The following is a 20862-nucleotide window of genomic DNA, read 5'->3' as shown; positions in this document are numbered from 1 at the left end:
TGACCCGGTGTCCTATCAGGTCGAAAGGCCGGGGTTAAGAGGAAATCTGCGGATGACGGAGACAAATCCGTACATGGAGCGGGCGCTCGAGGAAGCGCGCGCCGCTGCAAGGCGGGGCGAAGTGCCCGTCGGTGCCGTCGTGGTGAAGGATGGCCGGGTGATCGGCGCGGCGGGGAACCGCACCCGCGAGCTGCGCGACGTGACCGCCCATGCCGAGGTGCTGGCGATCCGCGCGGCCTGCGCGGCACTTGAGGACGAACGTCTCGAAGGCGCCGATCTCTATGTCACGCTGGAGCCCTGCACCCTCTGTGCCGCGGCCATTTCCTTCGCACGGATCCGCCGCCTCTACTACGGCGCGGAGGATCCGAAGGGCGGCGGTGTCGATCACGGCGCACGCTTCTACCGGCAGCCGACCTGCCATCACGCTCCCGATGTCTATTCCGGTATTGCCGAGCGCGAGGCGGCGGAGATTCTCCGGCAGTTCTTTGCGGAGCGCCGCTAGTCCTTACCGGTCGAGCTCGACGAAATAGCGCTGGCCCTCCGCGGTCAGGTAATCGCGCGCCTCGGTCAGCGGGATGGAATAGAGATCGGTGTAGCAGGCGGCCGCATAGGTCGGCAGATCCTTCAGCACGAAGACGAGATTGTGACCCTTGAAGGCAACGGAGAGGTTCTCGCGGATGAAGGTGTCCATTTCGCAGCCGCTTTCGGCCTCGCTTTCGTCGATCGGACGCTCCTTCTTCACCCGCTCGACGAGGCTGGCGTCCGGCTTGTACTGGCCGGGGTTTTCCTCACTCGCGTCCGCAGGGTCCATCGGCTTGTCGTTGTAATCGCGGAAGGTGAAGCCCTTGACCAGGCTTTCGGGTGCAACGGTCTTGCCCGTCTTCACGTCCCCGAGGCGGTAGTTCCAGAAATTGTCTGGATGAGCGCCGCCGCAGAAGAAGGAACCGCTTTCGGTCAGACCGACGAGGCGGTCCGACAGGTATTCCAGCCGGGCCATCTGATCGGACCGATAGGGGCTCTTGTCCGCCATCACGTTCTCGTCCCAGCCGAAATCCTGGTAGGCCCGGGCAGCACAGGCGAAATCGCGCAGCGACATGCGGATGCGCTGATCCTGGAGCCAGCGGTTGGCCGCATCGGGGCTGGCCCCTTCGAGCGACTCGATGGCGGGATAGCCGAGCGCGATGCGGGGGTCTTCGTCGATCCGGAACCTGGCTCCGTTGAACTCCTGGACCGGACCCTTCTTGTAGGGCCGCTGGAACTTCAGGTCGTCATAGGGAAAGCTCTCGATGCGTTCGGAATCGAGCAGGCTGTCCAGAACCAGCGGCAGGGCGGAATCGAACTCCGCATCCACATTGCGCGTCTCCACATAGTCCAGCTCGACCGGCAGGGTCTTGCCGCTCTTGCGGTCCTTCCAGGTTCCGGAAAGGTGGTTGCCCTCGTCGGAGAAGGTCAGCGACCAGTCGGCGGCAATCGGCGCCGGCTTCTGGTTCGTGCCGTCGCCGCTCATCGAGGAAACGCAGGTTTTCGGCGTGCAGGGCGCTTCCTCCGCAAAGGTGAAGCTGTCCTCCTCATCCGAAGCCGGGGCATGCAGCGGGATGTCCACGCCCTTTGCGAGATAGCTGTACCGCGCCTGACGCGTGCCGTCGGCGGCAAGCTCGGTCATTTCCACGATGATGGGAAACTTCCCCAACGTGCCCTTGTAGGTCCAGGCCTCGGCTGCCTCGGCAACGGTGGTGGCGGAAAGAAATGCAGTCAGGAGGGCAAGGAAAGTCGGGCGCATCCAAAGGTCCAGGAAGGGAGGTTTGCGAATGCGCGCAGACTATCCTGATCGCCCGGCAAAGCAATCTCGCCGGGAAAACCATTTTTGGGAGCTGCAATGCTTGAGTGCCTGACCTCAGGCGGGTGCGGCTTCTGTCACGCCGGCGGCGAAATCGTGCAGTGCCTTGCCCGACAACCGGTAGCGGACCCACTCGTCCTGCGGTTCGGCACCGATGGCCTTGTAGACGCGGATCGCCGGTTCGTTCCAGTCCAGCACGCTCCATTCGAAGCGGCCGCAGCCTTCCTTCACCGCGATTTCGGCCAGCTTGCGCAGGATGAGCTTGCCGGCGCCCGAACCGCGGAACTCCGGCGTTACGTAGAGATCTTCCAGATAGAGCCCCTTGCGGGCCTGCCAGGTGGAATAGTTGTAGAACCACACCGCAAAGCCTGCAGCCTTGCCGTTGACTTCGCACATCAGCGCCCGCGTGACCGCCCCCTCGCCGAAGATCGAGCTGCGGATGGTCTCTTCCGTCGCCTCGACCTCGTGTTCGGCGCGCTCATAGGCAGCCAGCTCCCGGATGAAGCGCAGAATGGTGGCTGCGTCGTCGGGCGTGGCCGGGCGAAGGACAAACGTCATGTCGAATTCCTCATGCTTTGTGTGCGGACATGAAAATGGCCGCCCGGATCGGGGCGGCCATCGTGACCATGCGTGGTTTCATGCCAAAAGGCGACCCCGAATTCTTGGGAGAGCCGCTTATTGGAAGGGCTGCCACCAGCTGGCGCCGGTTCCTTCGACCACGGCTGCCTTGCGGCGGCGCTTTTCCTTGACCTTTTCCGGTTCGCCGAGATCGGTAAGCGCTGCCGGATCGGCCTGGCGATAGACCGGCGGCGGATCGGAAAGATAGCGGCGGCCTTCGTAGTTGCCCTTCTGGGTCTGGATGTTCTGGCGGAACTGGGCAAACTGCGCCTGGGAGGACACGCCCGGCTTGTCGCCGAAGCCCGGACCCTTCGCCAGAGGCGACTGATAACTTGCATTGTTGCGGTTGTCTTCCGCTTCCTGGGCCAGACGGGCGCGCATTTCCTCGGGGCTTTCGGCCCACTGGCCGTTGTCCTTGTCGGCAACGGAAGGCTGCGGCGTTACCAGCGCGGTCTGTTCGCCGGCCGGGGGAACGACCAGACCCGGACGCGGTGCATACTTGATGTTCTTCTTCTTGCCGCCGCCACCGATGGTCGCGGCTGCACCGATGTCGTCCACCAGCTGTTCGGCAGCCGTCGTGCCGGTCCCGTAGGTCGGGCTGCTGACGCAGCCGCTCAAGGCCGCGGTCGCTGCGAGAAGACCGGTCAGCCCGGCGATAACGCGAATAGCACGCAGATTGCTCATGTAACCCTTCCAGCCTCGCCGGTGCGCCACTCCAGGACAGGCGGCACACCCTTGTCGAATGTCACCTGCCGCGGAAATCCGGCCAATTTCAGGCCGGTTGTACCGGATGAACCACGAAAGCGCAATTCATCCGGCCGGTCATCCTCAATTTGGCCGCCTCACGCAGCCGGGGCAACGCCCAGCTCGCGCAGCGCCGCCGCATCGCGGGCGGATACGTCGGGATAGGACGGGTCCGACCCGACATCGTCGGTGATCTTCCAGGAGCGGGCGCACTTCCTGCCCGAAGCGAGCTTCGGCTCGACCGCCACCTTCGTACCGTCGTCCAGCCGGAAGGCGTCCGACGGCCCCTCGCCCTCCACGACCGAGATGGCCGAGGTGATGCAGATTTCCGCAAAATCCTGGCCGGACAGCGCCGCCAGAAGGTCCTTGTCCGCCACGTGGACGACGGGGGCCGCTTCCAGCGAAGAGCCGATCCGCTTTTCGCGGCGCTCGATTTCCAGAGCACCGGTCACCGCCTTGCGGACGGTGCGGATCTTTTCCCACTTCTCGTCCAGTGCCGGGTTCAGCCATTCGGCCGGAACCTCGGGGAACTGCTCGAGATGCACGCTCTCCTTCTCCGGATAGCGCGACAGCCAGGCCTCTTCGGTGGTGAAGGGCAGCATGGGCGCAAGCCAGGTGACGAGGCAGTTGAAGATCGTGCGGATGACGGCCAGCGAGGCGCGGCGCTTCACGCTCGAGGGCGCGTCGCAATAGAGCGCATCCTTGCGGACGTCGAAGTAGAAGGCCGAGAGCTCGACATTCGAGAAATCGATCAGCGCGCGGGAGATCTTCTTGAAGTCGAAGGCATCGTAGCCGTCGCGGACCAGCCGGTCGAGTTCGGCCAGCTTGTGCAGCATCAGCCTTTCGAGTTCCGGCATGTCGGCAAGCGCGATCTCCTCGCCCTTGTCATGCGCCAGGGTGCCGAGCATCCAGCGGATGGTGTTGCGCAGCTTGCGATAGGCGTCGATGTTGGTCTGGATGATCGTCTTGCCGAGGCGCTGGTCTTCCCAGTAGTCGGTGGTCATGACCCAGAGGCGCAGGATATCGGCGCCCGATTCCTTCATCACGTCCTGCGGCGAGACGACATTGCCGAGCGACTTCGACATCTTCTGGCCCTTCTCATCCATGGTGAAGCCATGGGTGATGACGGCGTCATAGGGCGCGCGGCCACGGGTCGCCGCACTTTCGAGCAGCGAGGAATGGAACCAGCCGCGATGCTGGTCGGAACCCTCCAGATAGACATCCGCCGGCCACTTGAGATCCGGACGGTCTTCCAGCGTGAAGGTGTGGGTGGAGCCCGAGTCGAACCAGACGTCGAGAATGTCCTTCACCTGCGTCCAGCCTTCGGAGGCGCGGTCGCCGAGGAAGCGCTCGCGGGCACCGTCGGCAAACCAGGCATCGGCGCCTTCCTGCTCGAAGGCCTCGAGGATGCGGGCGTTGACGGCGTCATCGACCAGGATCTCGCCCTTCTCGTCGCAGAAGACGGCGATCGGCACGCCCCAGGCGCGCTGACGCGAGAGCACCCAGTCCGGACGGCCCTCGATCATGGCACGCAGGCGGTTCTGGCCGGCGGCGGGCACGAAGCGGGTGTCGTCGATGGCGGAAAGCGCCCGGTCGCGCAGCGTACGTCCGTCGTCGAGCGTCTTGTCCATGTAGACGAACCACTGCGGCGTGTTGCGGAAGATCACCGGCTTCTTGGAACGCCAGGAGTGCGGATAGGTGTGCTTCAGGCGACCGCGGGCAAAGAGGTTGTTGGCCGCGATCAGCGCCTTGATGACGGCATCGTTCGCATCGCCCTTCTTGCCCTTGTCGTCGATGACGCGCGCAGGTCCGCCTTCGCGATCCGGGCCGAAGCCGGGCGCGTCTGCGGTGTAGAAGCCGGCATCGTCGACCGTGAAGGGGATCTTCGAGGAGATGCCGCGGGCTTCCAGATTGCGGGCTTCCGCCATCCAGGCATCGAAGTCCTCGCGGCCGTGGCCGGGTGCGGTGTGCACGAAGCCGGTACCGGCATCGTCGGTGACGTGATCGCCATCGAGAAGCGGCACACGGAAGGAATAGCCGAGCGAGGCGAGCGGATGGGCGCATTCGACCGTGCCGAGCTCTTCCGGCTCGATGTGGCGGACCATCTTCAGCGAGACCTTGGCCTTGGCGGCGCAATCATCGGCCAGACGGGTCGCGAAGATCACCCGGTCTCCGGGCTGCGGGCCGAAGGCGTTTTCAGCGGTTTCCACCTCGAAGAGCGCGTAAGGATAGCGCGAGGAGAAGGCGATTGCGCGGTTGCCCGGCATGGTCCAGGGGGTGGTCGTCCAGATGACGACGGATGCGCCGGCAAAATCTTCCGGCCCCTTGGTGACCGGGAACTTCACCCAGACGGTGTCGCTCTCGTAATCCTGATACTCGACTTCGGCTTCGGCGAGCGCGGTGCGCTCGACCACCGACCACATGACGGGCTTCGAGCCGCGATAGAGCTGGCCGCTCTTGGCGATCTTCAGCAGTTCGCCGGCGATGCGGGCTTCGGCGTGGAAGGCCATGGTCGTGTAGGGGTTCTCGAAATCGCCCTCAATGCCGAGGCGCTTGAACTCCTCGGTCTGCACGCCGATCCAGTGGCTGGCGAATTCGCGGCATTCCTTGCGGAATTCGTTGACCGGAACCTCGTCCTTGTTCTTGCCCTTCTCGCGATACTTTTCCTCGATCTTCCATTCGATCGGCAGGCCGTGGCAATCCCAGCCGGGCACGTAGTTGGCATCGCGGCCGCGCATCTGGAAGGAGCGGACGATCACGTCCTTGAGGATCTTGTTCAGCGCGTGGCCGATATGGATGTTGCCGTTGGCATAGGGCGGGCCGTCATGCAGCACGAATTTCACCCGGCCGGCGGCGGAGGCGCGGAGCCGCTTGTAAAGGTCCATCTTCTGCCAGCGGGCCACCATTTCGGGCTCCTTCTGCGGCAGGCCGGCACGCATCGGGAAATCGGTCTGCGGCAGGTAAAGCGTGGTGGAATAATCGATCTTGGTTTCGGTCTCGGTCATGGTCTCGGCCATTCTGGAGCGCGGCCCCGACGGGCTTCATGCGCTTTGGATTTGGGGATAGAGGCGTGAGGGCTTGCGTTCGCGGCCTTGCGGCGAACGCCAGAAATCCCGGACTTCCAGCAGCGTCAGATCGCGCGGAAGGCCGGGCCAATAATTCGAAGAATAGGACGCCGGAAGAGCTTGCTCATGATGGCCGGTTGTTTAAGCGTTTTTCCCGCGAAAGGAAAGGGGTTTTGGCTCCGCTTGAGCATCGTGCCATTTGCGCCTATATTGAAGGGCAGTTGGCAAAAGCAAGGATCTTCCGTCATGACCGAGCTTGCACACAGCATACCGCAGCGGGACGAGATTCTTTCGCAACGGGTCGCCACCGCTTCGGGCGGTGCCTACCGGATCCACTCCGCGCGCGCGGTTGACCGGCTGAGGCAATACGGGTTCTCGCAGGAGGAAATCTATCGCCTGGTGGCGCCCCGCCGCACGCTTGCCCGCCGCCTGCAAGCGAACGAACCGCTGACGATACAGGAAAACGACAGCCTCTTGCGGGTGGAGCGCATTGCCGCCCATTCCCGTCGTGTTTTTGGAGACGAGGCCAAGGCCGAGCGCTGGTTGCGCAAGCCCTGTCGGGCCCTGGAAGGGGTGGCGCCGATCGAACTTCTTCCTTCCGAAAGCGGTGCCCTGCTCGTGGAACAGGAGCTCAACCGCATCGAACACGGCATTTTCCTCTGAGCCATGGATATCTGGCGCATCTCGGCCTTCGCCGACCTCAGCGGACGTGGGGGCTTGCTGGCCCCGGGGCGCTGGCATCGGCAGGGATTGCCCGTGACCTACTGCGCCGACCACCCCTCGACGGCCATGCTCGAAATTCTTGTTCACATGGATTTCGAAGATGTACCGAGCCACTACCAGCTGCTGAAGATCACCTGCCCCGGCGGCGCGCCGATCCACCGGGTTGAAACCGCCGATTTTGCCGATCTCGCCGGAACACAGGCGGAAGGCTCGCGGCTTCTCGAAGACGCAAAAACCCTTTTGATCGACGTGCCGTCGGCCGTCATGCCGGCGGCCCGGAACATCCTCATCAATCCCCGGCATCCGCTTGCGGGTGACATCGCGATTGCGGCGACCTACCAGTATCCGTTCGACCAGCGGCTGAAGCGCTGATCAGAAGCAAACCGGCAAAAGCCATGATGGACGGGCAGGCGCCTTCCTGTTAAGCTGTCGCTCATGAACCGGGGAGTATCCTGCATGAGAAACGATCCAGGCAATCTCGAAGAGACCGTGGAGCAGCCGGTGGAAAGCGGCCACTTTTCCACGCCTGGCGACGTGCTGGATGAAGGTGTTCGCCTCGTTGCGGAGCGAGAGCGCCTTCTCCAGTCCATAGACGCCGGCATCGAAGAGGGACTTGCGGATCTCGGCGCCGGCCGGATCCATTCCGCAGCGGATGTGCGGGCCAGGCTTGTGACGCGCTTCGCCAGTTGATCCGGCGGACGCATCTTTTTCTATCTGTTTAATTAAGACCTTTTCACAATGGACGTCGTCTCCACCTCGAAGGCAGTGGCAGACCTGGTCGCGATCGGTGATTTCATCGCTGAGCACAACCCGGCCCGTGCGGCCACATTCCTCGCTGAACTCCGAGAAATGCGAGGAACTTGCCGATATTCCCCTCGCCTTTCCGCTGTTTGCCTCCCATCGGGACAGGAATATACGGCGCCGGGTGCATGGAAACTATCTGATCCTCTATCGCCAGTCGGGCGACACGGTCGTCATCCCGCATGTGGTTCGCGCAAGCATGGACATGAACCGCCTGCTGTTCGGTGAACGGTAATCAGAAGCAAACCGCCGCATCCACAGGCCCGAGCGGGGTGACACCGGCAAGCAGTGCGCGGGCCTCCTGGTCGTCCTGCTCCATCTGGACCACGAGGGCTTCGAGGCCGTCGAATTTCTGCTCGTCGCGCAGATGCCCGAAGAAGGATACGGCGCAGACCTGTCCGTAGAGATCGCCGGAAAAATCGAAGACGAAGGTTTCGAGGAGCGCGCGGCCGTTTTCGGTCACCGTCGGACGATGGCCGAAGCTGGCGACGCCATTGTGGATCGATCCGTCGCCCATGCGGAACTTGACCGCATAGATGCCAGGCCGGAGCGGCACTTCCATGGGCAGTGCCATGTTCGCGGTCGGGTAGCCGAGGGTGCGGCCGAGCTGCTTGCCGTGGATCACTTCCGCTTCCACCGTGTAGCGATAGCCGAGCAGGCCGGCGGCCTCGGCCACATGGCCTTCGGCAATGCGGTCGCGGATGCGGCTGGAGGAGATGACATCGGCATTTTCATCTCGGAAGGCATCGACCAGCGTCACGCCGAAGCCGTGGCGGGTGCCGGCATCCATCAGGAAGGCGGGTCCGCCCTCGCGGTTGCGGCCGAAATGGAAATCGAAGCCGGTCACGACATCCGAAACGCCCAGCCAGTCGATCAGGATCGACTGGATGAAGTCCTGCGGGGAACGCTGCGAGAATTCAAGGGTGAACGGATATTCGATGACGCCCTGGAAGCCGAGCGCCTCGAGGATGCGGGCCTTCAGCGGCGCGGGCGTGATGCGGAAAACCGGCTGATCGGGCTTGAAGACCGAGCGCGGGTGCGGTTCGAAGGTCAAGACCAGCGCCGGGCGTCCCCGGGCCTCGGCCAGTTGCAGCGCCCGTTCCAGCACGGCGCGATGACCGCGATGGACACCGTCGAAATTGCCGATGGCCACGACCCCGCCCTTCAGGTGATCCGGCAGGGGAGAAAGACTGTCATTGCGATGGAAGACGGTCATTGCAGGTCCTTGAAATCCGTTTTGTCCCCTCGGGCCTGGCTCAGGCCAGCCGCGGCATCCAGTAGCGGGCATGCGCATCGTGCCTGGCGAGGAAGTCCGCAAGCAGAGCCTCGTTGGTGCGGCCCTCCTGCACATAGTCCGCGGCATGAATGCCGCCGCTGATGTAAAGGAGATCGAGACCGTGATCCAGAGCGCCGCGAACGTCGGTCACCATGCCGTCGCCGATAGCGATCACGCGGGCCTTGTCCAGCGTGCCGCCCCGAAGGCCGGCCGCCAGCGAAAGCGCTGCCTCGTAGATCGGCCGGTGCGGCTTGCCGGCGATCCGCGTCTCGCCGCCCAGCCTGTCGTAAAGCTGGGCGATGGCTCCGGCGCAGGGAATGATCCGGCTGCCGCGCTCGACCACCAGGTCGGGATTGGCGCAGATCATGGGCACGCCGCGGGCGATGAAGGCCGAAAGCATCTCGCGATAGGTTTCCGGCGTCTCGCGCTCGTCGTCGAAGAAGCCGCTGCAGACGATGGCGCCCGCCTCTTCCGCGGAGGTCCGCTCGACCCCGAGGCCTTCGATCAGGGGCAGGTCGCGCTCGGGACCGAGAAGAAAGACCTTCTTCGGGCCTTCCGCGATCAGCTTGCGGGTCACGTCGCCGGAGGTGACGGTGCCGTCATAGGCCTCGTCCGGCACGCCGATCAGCCGCAGCTGTGCGGTGACACCAGGGGTCGGACGGGGAGAGTTGGTGAGAAGCACGACGGTCGCACCCGCCTTGCGCGCTGCGATCAGCGCGTCGGATGCCTCGGCGAAGGCGTCGACCCCGTTGTGAAGGACGCCCCAGACATCGCAAAGCACCACGTCATAATTCGGCGTGATGTCCTCGAAACGTTGGATGCGCTCGGCCATGATCATTCCAGTCCATAAGGTTCGGTGTGGGTGACATGACAAAGGACGCCCCGGAAGGCAAGCGCATCCGCCCAAAATTTCGTCTTCCTCATGGTGCGAAACCCAGGGAGGGTGCAAGCAGGCGCCAGCCGAAGCCGAGCGCCGCCGATATGCCCAGCACCGTGACCATGCCTGCCTTGAACCGGAAGACGAGCAGCAGCGCCAGCGCCGAGAGAAGCGCAACGGGCAGATCGATGGTCGTCACATCGGGGACAGGCAGCGACATCAGCGGCAGCGCGGTCTCGCCGGCGCCCGTTCCCGTGGAATAGGTCAGCAGCGCCACCCGGTGGCTGGAGCGGAAGATGACGTGAAGCGCAAACCAGACGGAGAGGTTGAGAATGACGCCCGTCACCGCGGCGGTGACGGCGGAAAGGGCGCCGGAGAGGGCCCTGTTCGTGCGCAGCCTCTCGATGTAGGGCGCGCCGGCGAAGATGAAGAGGAAGCTCGGCAGGAAGGTGGCCCATGCGGCCAGCACCCCGCCGGCAAGACCGCCCGCCAGCGCCGGAAAGCCGGAGGGGTTGCGATAGCCGGCCAGGAAGCCCACGAAGGACAGCACCAGCACCAGCGGCCCGGGTGTCGTTTCCGCAAGCGCAAGTCCGTCCAGCATCTCGCCCGCATTGAGCCAGGCATAATGGCTGGCGGCCGTCTGCCCCACATAGGCAAGCACCGCGTAGGCTCCGCCGAAGGTCACCAGCGCCATCTTGGAGAAGAAGAGAAACACGGTGGCGAAGGTATTCGGTGCGCCGGTCATCACTTCCGCGATCAGGTCCGGATCGGCGGGCAGCATCCATAGAATGGGCAGCGGCGCCATCCAGATCGCCCCCCAGACCAGGACCGTCTTCAGCGTGGCCGTCAGGCCCGGCTTCTTCGGGCGCTTGCCCTTGAGGGCCGGAAGCTTCTTGAGCTTCGGCTTGTCGATCAGGCCGCGCCGCAGGGCCAGATAGCCGGAGGCCGCAGCCGCAAGGATGACCAGCGGAAAGGGCAGGTTGAAGAGGAAGAGAGCAAGGAAGGCCGCAAGCGCCACCCCCTGGTGAAAGCGGCTGGTGAGGGCCCGCCGCCCGACACGGATCAGCGCGTCGACGACGATCGCAAGCACCGCGGCCTTCAGGCCGAGAAACAGGCTGTCCAGCCAGTGGGTATCGCTGTAGAGCGCATAGAGGCTCGAGAGCAGCAGGATGACCGCAAGTCCCGGCAGGACGAAAAGCGAGCCGGCGACAACCCCTCCCCGCTTGCCGTGCATGAGCCAGCCGCAATAGGTGGCGAGCTGCTGGGCCTCGGGGCCGGGAAGCAGCATGCAGAAGTTCAGCGCATGCAGGAACTGCTCCTCGCCGATCCACCTCTTCTCCTCGACCAGGATGCGATGCATCATGGCGATCTGGCCTGCCGGCCCGCCAAAGCTGAGAAAACCGATCTTTGCCCAGGTGAGACTGGCCCGCGCCAGACCCGGTGGATCCACCTCGGGACTGTCCTCGGCAGCCGGGGGCCGCTTGATGGCCTTAACCACGCTTTGCGCTCCGCGGCCCGGCGCCGATTTTTTTCAGCGTGCCGTTCTTGACTCTCCGAAGGGCCATCCTTATCTCCAAGCCGCTAGCACTCGACCAAGGTGAGTGCTAACACCCATCCACGCGGGTCCCATGAGCGATCCGCCAAGTCATTTGATCGAGGGATTAGACAATGACAAGCACCAATTTCCGTCCGCTCCACGATCGCGTCGTCGTTCGTCGCGTCGAGTCTGAAGAAAAGACCAAGGGCGGCATCATCATTCCGGACACCGCAAAGGAAAAGCCGCAGGAAGGCGAAATCGTCGCTGTCGGCTCGGGCGCCCGCGATGAATCCGGCAAGATTGTTGCTCTCGACGTCAAGGTCGGCGACCGCGTCCTGTTCGGCAAGTGGTCCGGCACCGAAGTGAAGCTCAACGGCGAAGACCTTCTGATCATGAAGGAAGCCGACATCATGGGCATCATCGGCTGATAGCCGAACCCCATCCTTTGAATTGACAACCAGTGGGCACTTGAGGCCCGGGAGTTAAGAGAAATGGCTGCAAAAGATATCAAGTTTGGCCGTACCGCACGCGAAAAGATGCTGCGCGGCGTCGACATCCTGGCGGATGCCGTAAAGGTCACCCTCGGCCCGAAGGGTCGTAACGTCATCATCGACAAGTCCTTCGGCGCACCGCGCATCACCAAGGACGGCGTCTCGGTTGCCAAGGAAATCGAACTGGAAGACAAGTTCGAGAACATGGGCGCCCAGATGGTTCGTGAGGTCGCTTCCAAGACCAACGACATCGCCGGCGACGGCACCACCACCGCCACCGTTCTTGCCCAGGCCATCGTTCGCGAAGGCGCCAAGGCCGTTGCTGCCGGCATGAACCCGATGGATCTGAAGCGCGGCATCGACCTCGCGGTCTCCGAAGTGGTTGCCGATCTCCAGGCCAAGGCCAAGAAGATCAACACCTCCGAAGAAGTCGCACAGGTTGGCACCATCTCCGCCAACGGCGAGCGCCAGATCGGCCTCGACATTGCCGAAGCCATGCAGAAGGTCGGCAACGAAGGCGTCATCACGGTTGAAGAAGCCAAGACCGCCGAAACCGAGCTGGAAGTCGTCGAAGGCATGCAGTTCGACCGCGGCTACCTGTCGCCCTACTTCGTGACCAACGCCGAAAAGATGGTTGCCGAGCTGGAAGACGCCTTCATTCTCCTTCACGAGAAGAAGCTCTCCAACCTCCAGGCCATGCTGCCGGTTCTCGAAGCCGTCGTGCAGACCGGCAAGCCGCTCGTCATCATCGCTGAAGACGTCGAAGGCGAAGCCCTTGCAACGCTCGTCGTCAACAAGCTGCGTGGCGGCCTGAAGATTGCTGCCGTCAAGGCTCCGGGCTTCGGCGATCGCCGCAAGGCCATGCTCGAGGACATCGCGATCCTCACCGGCGGCCAGGTCATCTCCGAAGACATCGGCATCAAGCTCGAGAACGTCACGCTCGACATGCTCGGCCGTGCCAAGAAGGTTGCGATCTCCAAGGAAAACACCACGATCGTCGACGGTGCAGGCCAGAAGGCTGAAATCGAAGGCCGCGTTGCCCAGATCAAGGCCCAGATCGAAGAAACCACCTCCGACTACGACCGCGAGAAGCTCCAGGAGCGCCTGGCAAAGCTCGCAGGCGGCGTTGCCGTCATCCGCGTCGGCGGTGCGACCGAAATCGAAGTGAAGGAAAAGAAGGACCGCATCGACGACGCGCTCAACGCGACCCGCGCTGCCGTTCAGGAAGGTATCGTCCCCGGTGGCGGCACCGCCCTCCTCCGCTCCGCCCAGAAGATCTCGGCCAAGGGTGCAAACCAGGACCAGGAAGCCGGCATCAACATCGTTCGCCGCGCGCTCCAGGCTCCGTGCCGCCAGATCGCCGAGAACGCCGGTGACGAAGCATCGATCATCGTCGGCAAGATCCTTGAAACCAAGGACGACAACTTCGGCTACAACGCCCAGACCGGCGAATATGGCGACATGATCGCCATGGGTATCGTCGATCCGGTCAAGGTTGTCCGCACCGCGCTTCAGGACGCCGCGTCCGTTGCCTCGCTGCTGATCACCACCGAAGCCATGATCGCCGACGCTCCGAAGAAGGATGCACCGGCCGGCGCCGGCATGCCCGACATGGGCGGCATGGGCGGCATGATGTAATCAGGCCAAAGGCCTGAACATCATAAAGCCGCCCATAACCAAGCATGGTTCAGCGCGTCAAGCGCGCTGAACGGGCGGCATGATGTAATATGTCGGTCCAACAGGACTGACATCAGGAAGGCGGCTCTCAGGGGCCGCCTTTTTTTGCTTACCAGGGACGGCGCGAAGCGGGATTAGCGCGCTGAATCCTTCTGCAGCCACGGCGGGGAGTTTGCCGCACCGCACCCCCCTGCCTGGCAGGGCGTGGAGTTTGCCGCACCGCACCCCCCTCTGCCCCTGCCGGGGCATCTCCCCCTCAAGGGGGGAGATCGACATTGCGGTTTTTGATTTCCCCAGACAACTGGCGTCTCATCCGCAAAAAGGTGGCTGGGGACTGCCCCAAGAATCCCCATCCCAATCTCCCCCCTTGAGGGGGAGATGCCCGGCAGGGCAGAGGGGGGTGCGCATCGGCAAACTCCACCACACCGTGCGGCGCGGGTGCACATCGCCAATCTCCACGCCCGCAGGGACAGAGGGAGGTGCCGGACGGCAGAGGAAGAGCGTTGCCGCTCCCGCCACCATCACGCAAACATCAATGATAACAATACTGTATCAGCCTGAACCAGCTGATCCCGCGAGAAGGGCAGCGGCGGAGGGGCATTGGTGTTTTCTGACTTTTGTCAGGTATTCGCCAGCCGGAGAACCAGAAATCGGCAGGGGCTTCCTGCAACCCAGCGGTTAATACTGTGAATTTATGCAGCCATAAAATGGGATTGCAATATTCCATACCTTATTTATACATCCGTTCGCCGAAATGATTTGTTCGGCCGTCGCCATATCACAACAAGATGCCGTTTTCCGGCTATAACAGATGGCGGTGCGTGCGGATGGACATCACCGCACCTATTGTTGTTCCGCCGGTTTATGATTGTCCCGTCAGGGGTTGGGGCACCCGTAAATTCCCGGAACGCGGCCAGCGAAGCCCGACGGTACCTGCCCGGGCTCGTTCTGGCGTGACTTCGAAATGCAACCGGAAGCTTTCCAGCGCCGGTTGGATCGAGCGCAAGACGGCTGCCGCCACAGCCGAACTGGGGGATTGAGGTGTTCAAGATCGTCGAGACTGCCGGACGGAATCCTGCCCGCATGCCCGCCATCGCCGATGGCGCGGGGAGCGAGGCTGCCCTTTCGGATTACTGCATTTCGGAAGACTGGTCCGCCGATCTGGAGGAAGGGGTCATCAGCGTCGGCCGGTGGACGGCGGCGTTGCACAATCTCGGTTCCGGCCGCTGCGGACTTACCAGCCTGACCCGTGCCTACGACCCGCAGGACCGCCGTCACATTCTCAGCCTGTTCGAACAGGCCGCGGCAGCACCCTCGTCCTTCTGCTTCTCCTCCTCGCTGCAGCTCGGCCAGGGCCGCAGCCAGCCGGTCTTCTGCATCGCCCGCTCGCTGCGGGAACAGGAGGAATGCGGGCTGACGCTGCGCGGCATTTTCATCTTTCCGCGCTTCAAGGTGGAAGCGGAAATCGCCGAGGTGCCCCTGCCCTTCATTGCGCGCTTCGCCTGAAGGCGTCCAGCCACACCCATGAAAAAACCCGGCCTTTCGGCCGGGTTACGTGAAGCAGTGCGCGAGCCCCGCCTCAGGCCGGTACTGCCCAGCCCTTCTGGCTTGCTGGCCGCGCCCAGCAGCGCTCCACCCAGGCCATCACCCGCGGGAAGCTGTCCAGCTCCAGAACCTCGCGCGCATTGTAGAACACATCGGTGCCACGCACCCACGGGAAGGTGGCGATGTCGGCGATGGAGTATTCGTCGCCCATCAGATAGTCGCGCCCCTCAAGCCGCGCCTCGAGCACGGAGAGAAGCCGCTTTGCCTCGTCGCGATAGCGCTCGACCGGATAGGAATTGTTCGCGACCTTGTCGGCGGCATATTTGAAGAAATGGCCGAACTGGCCGAACATCGGCCCCACTCCCCCCATCTGGAAGAACACCCAGGCGAGCGTTTCGTAGCGTGCAGCGGGATCGGACGGCAGGAGCTTGCCGGCCTTCTCCGCAAGGTAGACGAGGATCGCGCCGGATTCGAACAGGCCGAGCGGCTTGCCTCCCGGACCGTGCGGATCGAGGATGGCGGGGATGCGGCCATTCGGGTTCAGCGACACGAATTCCGGGCTCTTCTGGGAATTGTCGGCAAAGGTCACCTTGTGAACCTCGTAGGGAATGCCGAGCTCCTCGAGCGCAATGGATACCTTCACGCCGTTCGGCGTCGCGAGCGAGTAAAGCTGGAGCACGTCGGGATTGGCAGCCGGCCAGCGGCGGGTGACGGGGAAGGCGGAAAGATCGGTCATGACAGGGTCTCCGTTGGTTCGACAGGCAAGGTAGGAACCGCATACGAAGCCCGCAATACAGAAATACCATAAAACTTTATCGGCATTCGTTCAGGAATTTTGAACGATGTGTCGTTGGTTGTTTATATTTCGCTTTTGTCAAGAAATGGGTAACCATTACGACAGTTGTTCGCTCCGCCATAGTGGCGCGGCGATCGTCTCGAAACCGTTTCCGGCCCCGGGCCGGGCGGATCACACCATGCCAGGGAGTTTTCCATGTCTCGCGATATCCTTATTCTGGTGGCCCGCGTCCTGCTCGCCTTCATGTTCATCATGGCCGGCTTCGGCAAACTGATGGATGCGTCCGGCACTGCCGGGATGATTGCCGGCGCCGGCCTGCCGGCCCCGACCGCGCTTGCCTATCTTGCCGGTCTCTTCGAACTGGTGGCCGGTCTGGCCGTGCTGGTCGGCTATCAGGTCCGCATCGTCGGCTGGGCGCTGGCCATCTTCTGCGTGTTCACCGGCTTTGTCTTCCACGGCAGCGCGATCAATGTTCCGACCTTCCCGCCGGAAGCCAATGGCTGGCTGTCCACGCTGAACCAGATCATGCTGATGAAGAACCTGACGCTGGCCGGCGCCTATATCCTGCTGGCAACGGTCGGTGCAGGCGCGCTCTCCGTCGACGCCCGCCGCGGCGCTCCTGCCCTCGCCTGATCGGCACGACGCCTGTTCCCATGCCTCGCCCTCCGCGCCAGCGGGGGGCTTTTTCGATCGAATGCCGCCTGCTGCGGTTACCCTTGGTGAACCATGCAGATTTATGAATATACAATATGTGGCTGCTAGTCTGCCCCCAACGATAAAAGCGGGAGACGGACGATATGACGACGGCAGGTCAGGCAGCAGCGGGCGGGATCAAGGCACGCAAGGAAGCGCGTTCGGAAGTGCGCCTTTTCGGTCGCCTCAAATACATGAACGCGGAAATCATGTGCCGGGTCGTCAATCTCTCCGAGCAGGGCATCGGCCTGGCGCTCGAGCAGCCCCGGGAAATGACGCCCGGCATCCCCGTTTCCTTCTACGGCAAGGAACTCGGGCACCTGAACGGAACCGTTTCCTGGTATCGCAACGGCACGGTGGGCGTGCGCCTGAAGCACACCTCCAGCACCTATGCGCAGGTGGCATCCTATTTCCGCTTCTTCCACGAGGACATGAAGCCGATGCCACGCGTGCTGCGCTAAAGGCTCAGAGCGCCGCGCGAACGCGCTCCACGATCTCCGACACAAGCCCGCTGCCTTCGTGCGCGGGCTTTTTTGCGCGCACGAGACAGGCCTCCGACTTCAGGATGACCCCGTCGTCAAGGATCTTGAGATGGTTGGCGACAAGGGTCGAGCCGGTGGAGGTGATGTCGACGATGATATCGGCGGAACCGGCGGCCGGGGCGCCTTCCGTCGCGCCCAGGCTTTCGACGATGCGGTAAAGCTGGATCCCGTGCTGCGAGGAAAAGAACTGCTGCGTCAGGCGCCAGTATTTGGTTGCGATGGCAAGCCGCCGGCCATGGCGGGTGCGGAAATCCGCCGCCACATCGCCGAGATCGGCCATGGTGGCGACATCGAGCCAGATTTCCGGCACGGCAACCACCACATCCGCATGGCCGAAGCCGAGGCGGGCGGCAATCTCCATCCGGCGATCCGCATCCGCCAGCCCCTCGCGCACCAGGTCCTCGCCCGTCACGCCGAAATCGACGCCGCCATTGCCGATCTCGCGGGCAATCTCGGACGCGGACAGGAAGGCAATCTCGATGTCCTCCCGCCCGTCGACCCGGCCGCGATAATTGCGGTCGTTGCCGATGCCGGAGATCTTCAGCCCGGCACGTTCGAAGATGGCCGATGCATCGTCCTTCATCCGGCCCTTGGAGGGCAGTGCGATGGTGATGGTCATGCCTCGCCTCCTGTCGCGCGGGCCGTTTCGATCCGGTCGAGCCAGAGGGCGAAGCCCACGGCGGGAATGGCACGCTCGGCGCCCAGCAGCGTCAGCAGCCGGTCGAACCGCCCGCCACCCGCAAGCACGGCACCGTTCGGACCGGTCATTTCGAAGACAAGGCCGGTGTAGTAATCGAGCGGTCGCCCGAAGGCGGCGCGGTAGGTAATCGCGGCGGCATCGACGCCGAGGCGCGTGAGCGCCGAGACCCGCTCGCGGAACGCCTGGAGCGCCGGACCGAGATCCAGCCCCGCCCCTGCCGCAAAGCCGTCGAGCGCGGCGGGTGCTTCCGAAAGCGGAACCGAGAGCGAGAGGAAGCGGCGGAGGACGGCGATCTTGCCGGGATCGAGCCGGGTTTCCGCGAGCGCCAGCTTCTGCTTCAGCCGCCGGGCAATATCCTCGGGGCTGCGGCTTGCATTGGTGGAATAGCCGGTTGCGGCCATCGTGCGGTCGATCCAGCCGATCAGCGCCGCCTCGTCGCCGGCTTCGAGAAGGCCGCGGACCTCGTCCGTCAGGCCCGTCACCGGCTGCGGCTCGGCAAGCCGCGTGAGCCAGGTTTCGAGCTGCGCCATGTTGCCGAAAGCATGGATGAGGCGCTTCTGCCAGCCGGACGGCAGGCCGAGCGCTCCGACCACGGCCTCGAAAACCGCCTGATCGCCGAGAATCGTGGTGATCGTCCGGCCCGGCAGCAGCGCCGCCAGAATGTCGAGCGCATCGCCGATCGCACGGCTGTCGGCCGCATCGGTCGCGGCATCGCCGAGATCCTCGATGCCGGCCTGATAGAACTCGTTCGGACCGTCGCGCCGCTGGCGGAAGACCTCACCCAGATAGGAATAGCGCCGCGGCGTGCCGGTGGCGGTCTCGATATGGCGCAGACAGACGGGAATGGTGAATTCCGGCCGCAGGCAAAGGCTTGCCCCGGTCTCGCTCTCGGTCATGAAGATCCGGCGGCGGAGATCCTCACCGGCCATGTCGAGGAAGGGCTCGGCCGGCTGGATCACGGCGGTATCGACCCGCTCCGTGCCACGCGCGGCAAGCAGGCCGGAGAGTTCTGCCGCAAAGGCGGGAAGTTTCATCAGAGGCATGGGGTGACCTCGGGACATTGACGGCCTCCCTTCGGGAAGGAAGCACTTGCGGCAACCTTCCCCTCCCCCTTGTGGGGAGGGGTCAGGGGTGGGGGTAATTCCGCACGAAAAGAAAGGACTGTCCGGGCAAGGCGGGAGATATCATTCTTGCGCGCGACAGCAAGCCGGTGCGCCAAGATACCCCCACCCCTGACCCCTCCCCACAAGGGGGAGGGGAAAGCCCTCGGCAACATGTTCACTTCGCCCTCGCCCGATCCTCTGCCTGTTCGGCGAGGATGCGCTTGACGGTTTCCACAAGCTCGGCTTCCGGCACGGTGACCTGGGCCACCCGCGCCTCGCGCCAGGTGGCGTTGTCCTCGATCTCGCCGGAAAGGCGCTTGCCCTCGATCAGGTCCTTGATCTGCACGACGCCCGAGGCGCGCTCGTCGCCGCCCTGGATGATCGCGACCGGCGAGCCGCGGCGGTCGGCATATTTCAGCTGGTTGCCGAACTTCTTCCAGTTGCCCTGGTACATCTCGGCGCGGATACCCTCGTTGCGCAGGGCCTGGGTGAAGCGCTGGTAGCGGCCCATGGCCTCCACGTCGCCATCCATGACCGTGACGAGGACAGGTGCCAGCACCTCGTCCTGACCGAGCTTGCCGAGGTTCTTCAGCGCCGTCATCAGGCGCGAAACGCCGATGGAGAAGCCCGTGGCCGGCACCGGCTGGCCCATGAAGCGCGAAACGAGCCCGTCATAGCGCCCGCCGCCGCCAACCGAACCGAAGACGACCTTCTCGCCCTTCTCGTTGGTGACGTCGAAGGTGAGCTCGGCCTCGTAGACCGGGCCGGTATAGTATTCGAGGCCGCGCACGACGGAGGGATCGATCTTGATGCGGCTGCTGTCATAGCCGGCGCCCGATACCAGCGCGCCGATGAGGTTCAGTTCCTCGACGCCTTCTGCACCCTTCGACGTGCCTGCCACAAGTGCCGCCAGCGCGTCTGCGCTTTCGGCGTAATTCTTGATACCGACGAAGAAGAGAACCTTGCCGATCTGCTCCTCGTTCAGGCCCGCACCCTTGGTGAAGTCGCCGCTTTCGTCCTTGCGGCCCTCGCCGAGCAGCAGGCGCACGCCTTCCTCGCCGAACTTGTCCAGCTTGTCGATGGCGCGCAGCACGTTGAGACGCCGGGCGGCATTCTCCTCGCCGCCGAGGCCGATCGCCTCCATCACGCCGTCGAGAACCTTGCGGTTGTTGACGCGGATCACATAATCGCCGCGCCTGATGCCGAGCGCCTCGAGCGTATCTGCCATCATCATGCACATTTCCGCATCTGACTGGACGCCGGGGGCGCCAACGCTGTCGGCATCGAACTGCATGAACTGGCGGAAGCGGCCGGGGCCGGGCTTTTCATTGCGGAAGACATAGCCCGCACGATAGGTGCGGTAGGGAAGCTGGATCTCGTTGAAGTTCTCGGCCACGTGGCGGGCGAGCGGCGCGGTCAGGTCATAGCGCAGGCTCATCCACTGGTCGTCGTCGTCCTGCAGCGAGAACACGCCCTCGTTCGGCCGGTCGCTGTCGGGCAGGAACTTGCCCAGCGCATCCGTATATTCGAAGAGCGGGGTTTCGACGGGATCGAAGCCGTAGCGCTCGTAGACCGCCTTGATCTTCGCCACCATCTCCTCGACGGCGCGGATGTCGCCGGCATGGCGATCGACAAAACCACGAGGCAAGCGGGCTTTCAGCTTCTGCGGTTTCTTTGACTTTTCGCTCATGTCGGGACTCTTGGTTACCGAGGCTTTCTGTTCGTGCGGTTCCTAGCGGATTGAGCCCGCAGCGGCAAGGGCGGAGGGCGTTTTAGAAGCGCGTGAAAGGCCGCTGGCCTTGCCGCCTTGAGAGGACTATGATCAGGCCATTGCAAG

The 20862-nt window shown here is 63.7% G+C and carries 21 protein-coding genes; 10 read left to right on the top strand and 11 right to left on the bottom strand.

The window, feature by feature from the left end:
• Positions 1–52 precede the first annotated feature (52 nt).
• Positions 53–502 (top strand): nucleoside deaminase, encoded by a 450-nt coding sequence (locus GGR23_RS07475; protein ID WP_183365543.1) that lies wholly within the window; start codon positions 53–55, stop codon positions 500–502.
• A 3-nt stretch (positions 503–505) separates the two neighbouring features.
• Here the strand turns inward: GGR23_RS07475 and GGR23_RS07470 are convergent, their stop codons facing one another.
• The 4 genes from GGR23_RS07470 to ileS form a co-directional block, all read right to left on the bottom strand.
• A complete protein-coding gene (locus tag GGR23_RS07470; RefSeq protein WP_183365542.1) occupies positions 506–1780 on the bottom strand; it encodes a hypothetical protein in 1275 nt (424 codons plus the stop codon).
• A gap of 114 nt (positions 1781–1894) precedes the next feature.
• Positions 1895–2395, bottom strand: a complete 501-nt coding sequence (locus tag GGR23_RS07465; RefSeq protein WP_183365541.1) for a GNAT family N-acetyltransferase — start codon at positions 2393–2395, stop codon at positions 1895–1897.
• A 117-nt stretch (positions 2396–2512) separates the two neighbouring features.
• Complete coding sequence (locus tag GGR23_RS07460) at positions 2513–3139, bottom strand: hypothetical protein (RefSeq protein ID WP_183365540.1); 627 nt, start codon at positions 3137–3139, stop codon at positions 2513–2515.
• A gap of 158 nt (positions 3140–3297) precedes the next feature.
• Entirely contained in the window at positions 3298–6204 is a 2907-nt protein-coding gene (gene ileS / locus GGR23_RS07455; RefSeq protein ID WP_183365539.1) for an isoleucine--tRNA ligase, read from the bottom strand.
• Between the two features lie 306 nt (positions 6205–6510).
• Here ileS and parS point away from each other — a divergent pair, with 306 nt between their 5' ends.
• From parS to GGR23_RS07435, 4 genes are all read left to right on the top strand, one after another.
• The gene (gene parS / locus GGR23_RS07450) at positions 6511–6927 is read left to right on the top strand and encodes a type II RES/Xre toxin-antitoxin system antitoxin (RefSeq protein ID WP_183365538.1); all 417 of its coding nucleotides are present in this window, start codon (positions 6511–6513) and stop codon (positions 6925–6927) included.
• A 3-nt stretch (positions 6928–6930) separates the two neighbouring features.
• Positions 6931–7359, top strand: a complete 429-nt coding sequence (locus GGR23_RS07445; RefSeq protein ID WP_183365537.1) for an RES family NAD+ phosphorylase — start codon at positions 6931–6933, stop codon at positions 7357–7359.
• 84 nt (positions 7360–7443) lie between these two features.
• A complete protein-coding gene (locus GGR23_RS07440; RefSeq protein ID WP_183365536.1) occupies positions 7444–7677 on the top strand; it encodes a ribbon-helix-helix domain-containing protein in 234 nt (77 codons plus the stop codon).
• A 127-nt stretch (positions 7678–7804) separates the two neighbouring features.
• Entirely contained in the window at positions 7805–8023 is a 219-nt protein-coding gene (locus GGR23_RS07435) for a type II toxin-antitoxin system RelE/ParE family toxin (RefSeq protein ID WP_246365027.1), read from the top strand.
• Here GGR23_RS07435 and GGR23_RS07430 read toward each other — a convergent pair whose 3' ends face one another.
• The 3 genes from GGR23_RS07430 to chrA all read right to left on the bottom strand — a co-directional run bounded on the left by GGR23_RS07430 (position 8024) and on the right by chrA (position 11439).
• Positions 8024–9004: a bifunctional riboflavin kinase/FAD synthetase gene (locus GGR23_RS07430; RefSeq protein WP_183365535.1), complete on the bottom strand. Its 981-nt coding sequence runs from the start codon at positions 9002–9004 to the stop codon at positions 8024–8026.
• 40 nt (positions 9005–9044) lie between these two features.
• Entirely contained in the window at positions 9045–9896 is an 852-nt protein-coding gene (locus GGR23_RS07425; RefSeq protein ID WP_183365534.1) for a TIGR01459 family HAD-type hydrolase, read from the bottom strand.
• Between the two features lie 88 nt (positions 9897–9984).
• Positions 9985–11439: a chromate efflux transporter gene (gene chrA, locus GGR23_RS07420; RefSeq protein ID WP_382342270.1), complete on the bottom strand. Its 1455-nt coding sequence runs from the start codon at positions 11437–11439 to the stop codon at positions 9985–9987.
• Positions 11440–11609: 170 nt separating this feature from the next.
• Between chrA and groES the strand changes: the two genes are divergently transcribed.
• The 3 genes from groES to GGR23_RS07405 all read left to right on the top strand — a co-directional run bounded on the left by groES (position 11610) and on the right by GGR23_RS07405 (position 15152).
• A complete protein-coding gene (gene groES / locus GGR23_RS07415) occupies positions 11610–11906 on the top strand; it encodes a co-chaperone GroES (RefSeq protein ID WP_183365533.1) in 297 nt (98 codons plus the stop codon).
• Between the two features lie 63 nt (positions 11907–11969).
• A complete protein-coding gene (gene groL / locus GGR23_RS07410; RefSeq protein WP_183365532.1) occupies positions 11970–13607 on the top strand; it encodes a chaperonin GroEL in 1638 nt (545 codons plus the stop codon).
• Positions 13608–14687: 1080 nt separating this feature from the next.
• Entirely contained in the window at positions 14688–15152 is a 465-nt protein-coding gene (locus GGR23_RS07405) for a hypothetical protein (RefSeq protein WP_183365531.1), read from the top strand.
• 73 nt (positions 15153–15225) lie between these two features.
• On the opposite strand, the gene GGR23_RS07400 is transcribed toward GGR23_RS07405, so the two are convergent.
• A complete protein-coding gene (locus GGR23_RS07400) occupies positions 15226–15927 on the bottom strand; it encodes a glutathione binding-like protein (protein WP_183365530.1) in 702 nt (233 codons plus the stop codon).
• Between the two features lie 255 nt (positions 15928–16182).
• On the opposite strand from GGR23_RS07400, the gene GGR23_RS07395 reads away from it, so the two are divergent.
• Entirely contained in the window at positions 16183–16620 is a 438-nt protein-coding gene (locus tag GGR23_RS07395; RefSeq protein ID WP_183365529.1) for a DoxX family protein, read from the top strand.
• A gap of 164 nt (positions 16621–16784) precedes the next feature.
• On the top strand, positions 16785–17141 hold the full coding sequence (locus GGR23_RS07390; RefSeq protein ID WP_183365528.1) for a PilZ domain-containing protein: 357 nt from the start codon (positions 16785–16787) through the stop codon (positions 17139–17141).
• A 4-nt stretch (positions 17142–17145) separates the two neighbouring features.
• Here GGR23_RS07390 and hisG read toward each other — a convergent pair whose 3' ends face one another.
• The 3 genes from hisG to hisS form a co-directional block, all read right to left on the bottom strand.
• Positions 17146–17841 carry an ATP phosphoribosyltransferase gene (hisG, locus tag GGR23_RS07385; RefSeq protein WP_183365527.1) on the bottom strand — a complete coding sequence of 232 codons (696 nt, stop codon included), beginning with the start codon at positions 17839–17841 and terminating at the stop codon, positions 17146–17148.
• Positions 17838–18965 (bottom strand): ATP phosphoribosyltransferase regulatory subunit, encoded by a 1128-nt coding sequence (locus GGR23_RS07380; protein WP_183365526.1) that lies wholly within the window; start codon positions 18963–18965, stop codon positions 17838–17840. The genes hisG and GGR23_RS07380 overlap by 4 nt, the downstream gene beginning before the upstream one ends.
• A 235-nt stretch (positions 18966–19200) precedes the next feature.
• Positions 19201–20715 (bottom strand): histidine--tRNA ligase, encoded by a 1515-nt coding sequence (gene hisS, locus GGR23_RS07375; protein WP_183365525.1) that lies wholly within the window; start codon positions 20713–20715, stop codon positions 19201–19203.
• Positions 20716–20862 lie beyond the last annotated feature (147 nt).

The organism is Gellertiella hungarica (assembly GCF_014197145.1).
Lineage (GTDB): Bacteria > Pseudomonadota > Alphaproteobacteria > Rhizobiales > Rhizobiaceae > Gellertiella > Gellertiella hungarica.
This window is presented reverse-complemented; position numbering and strand designations above follow the sequence as displayed.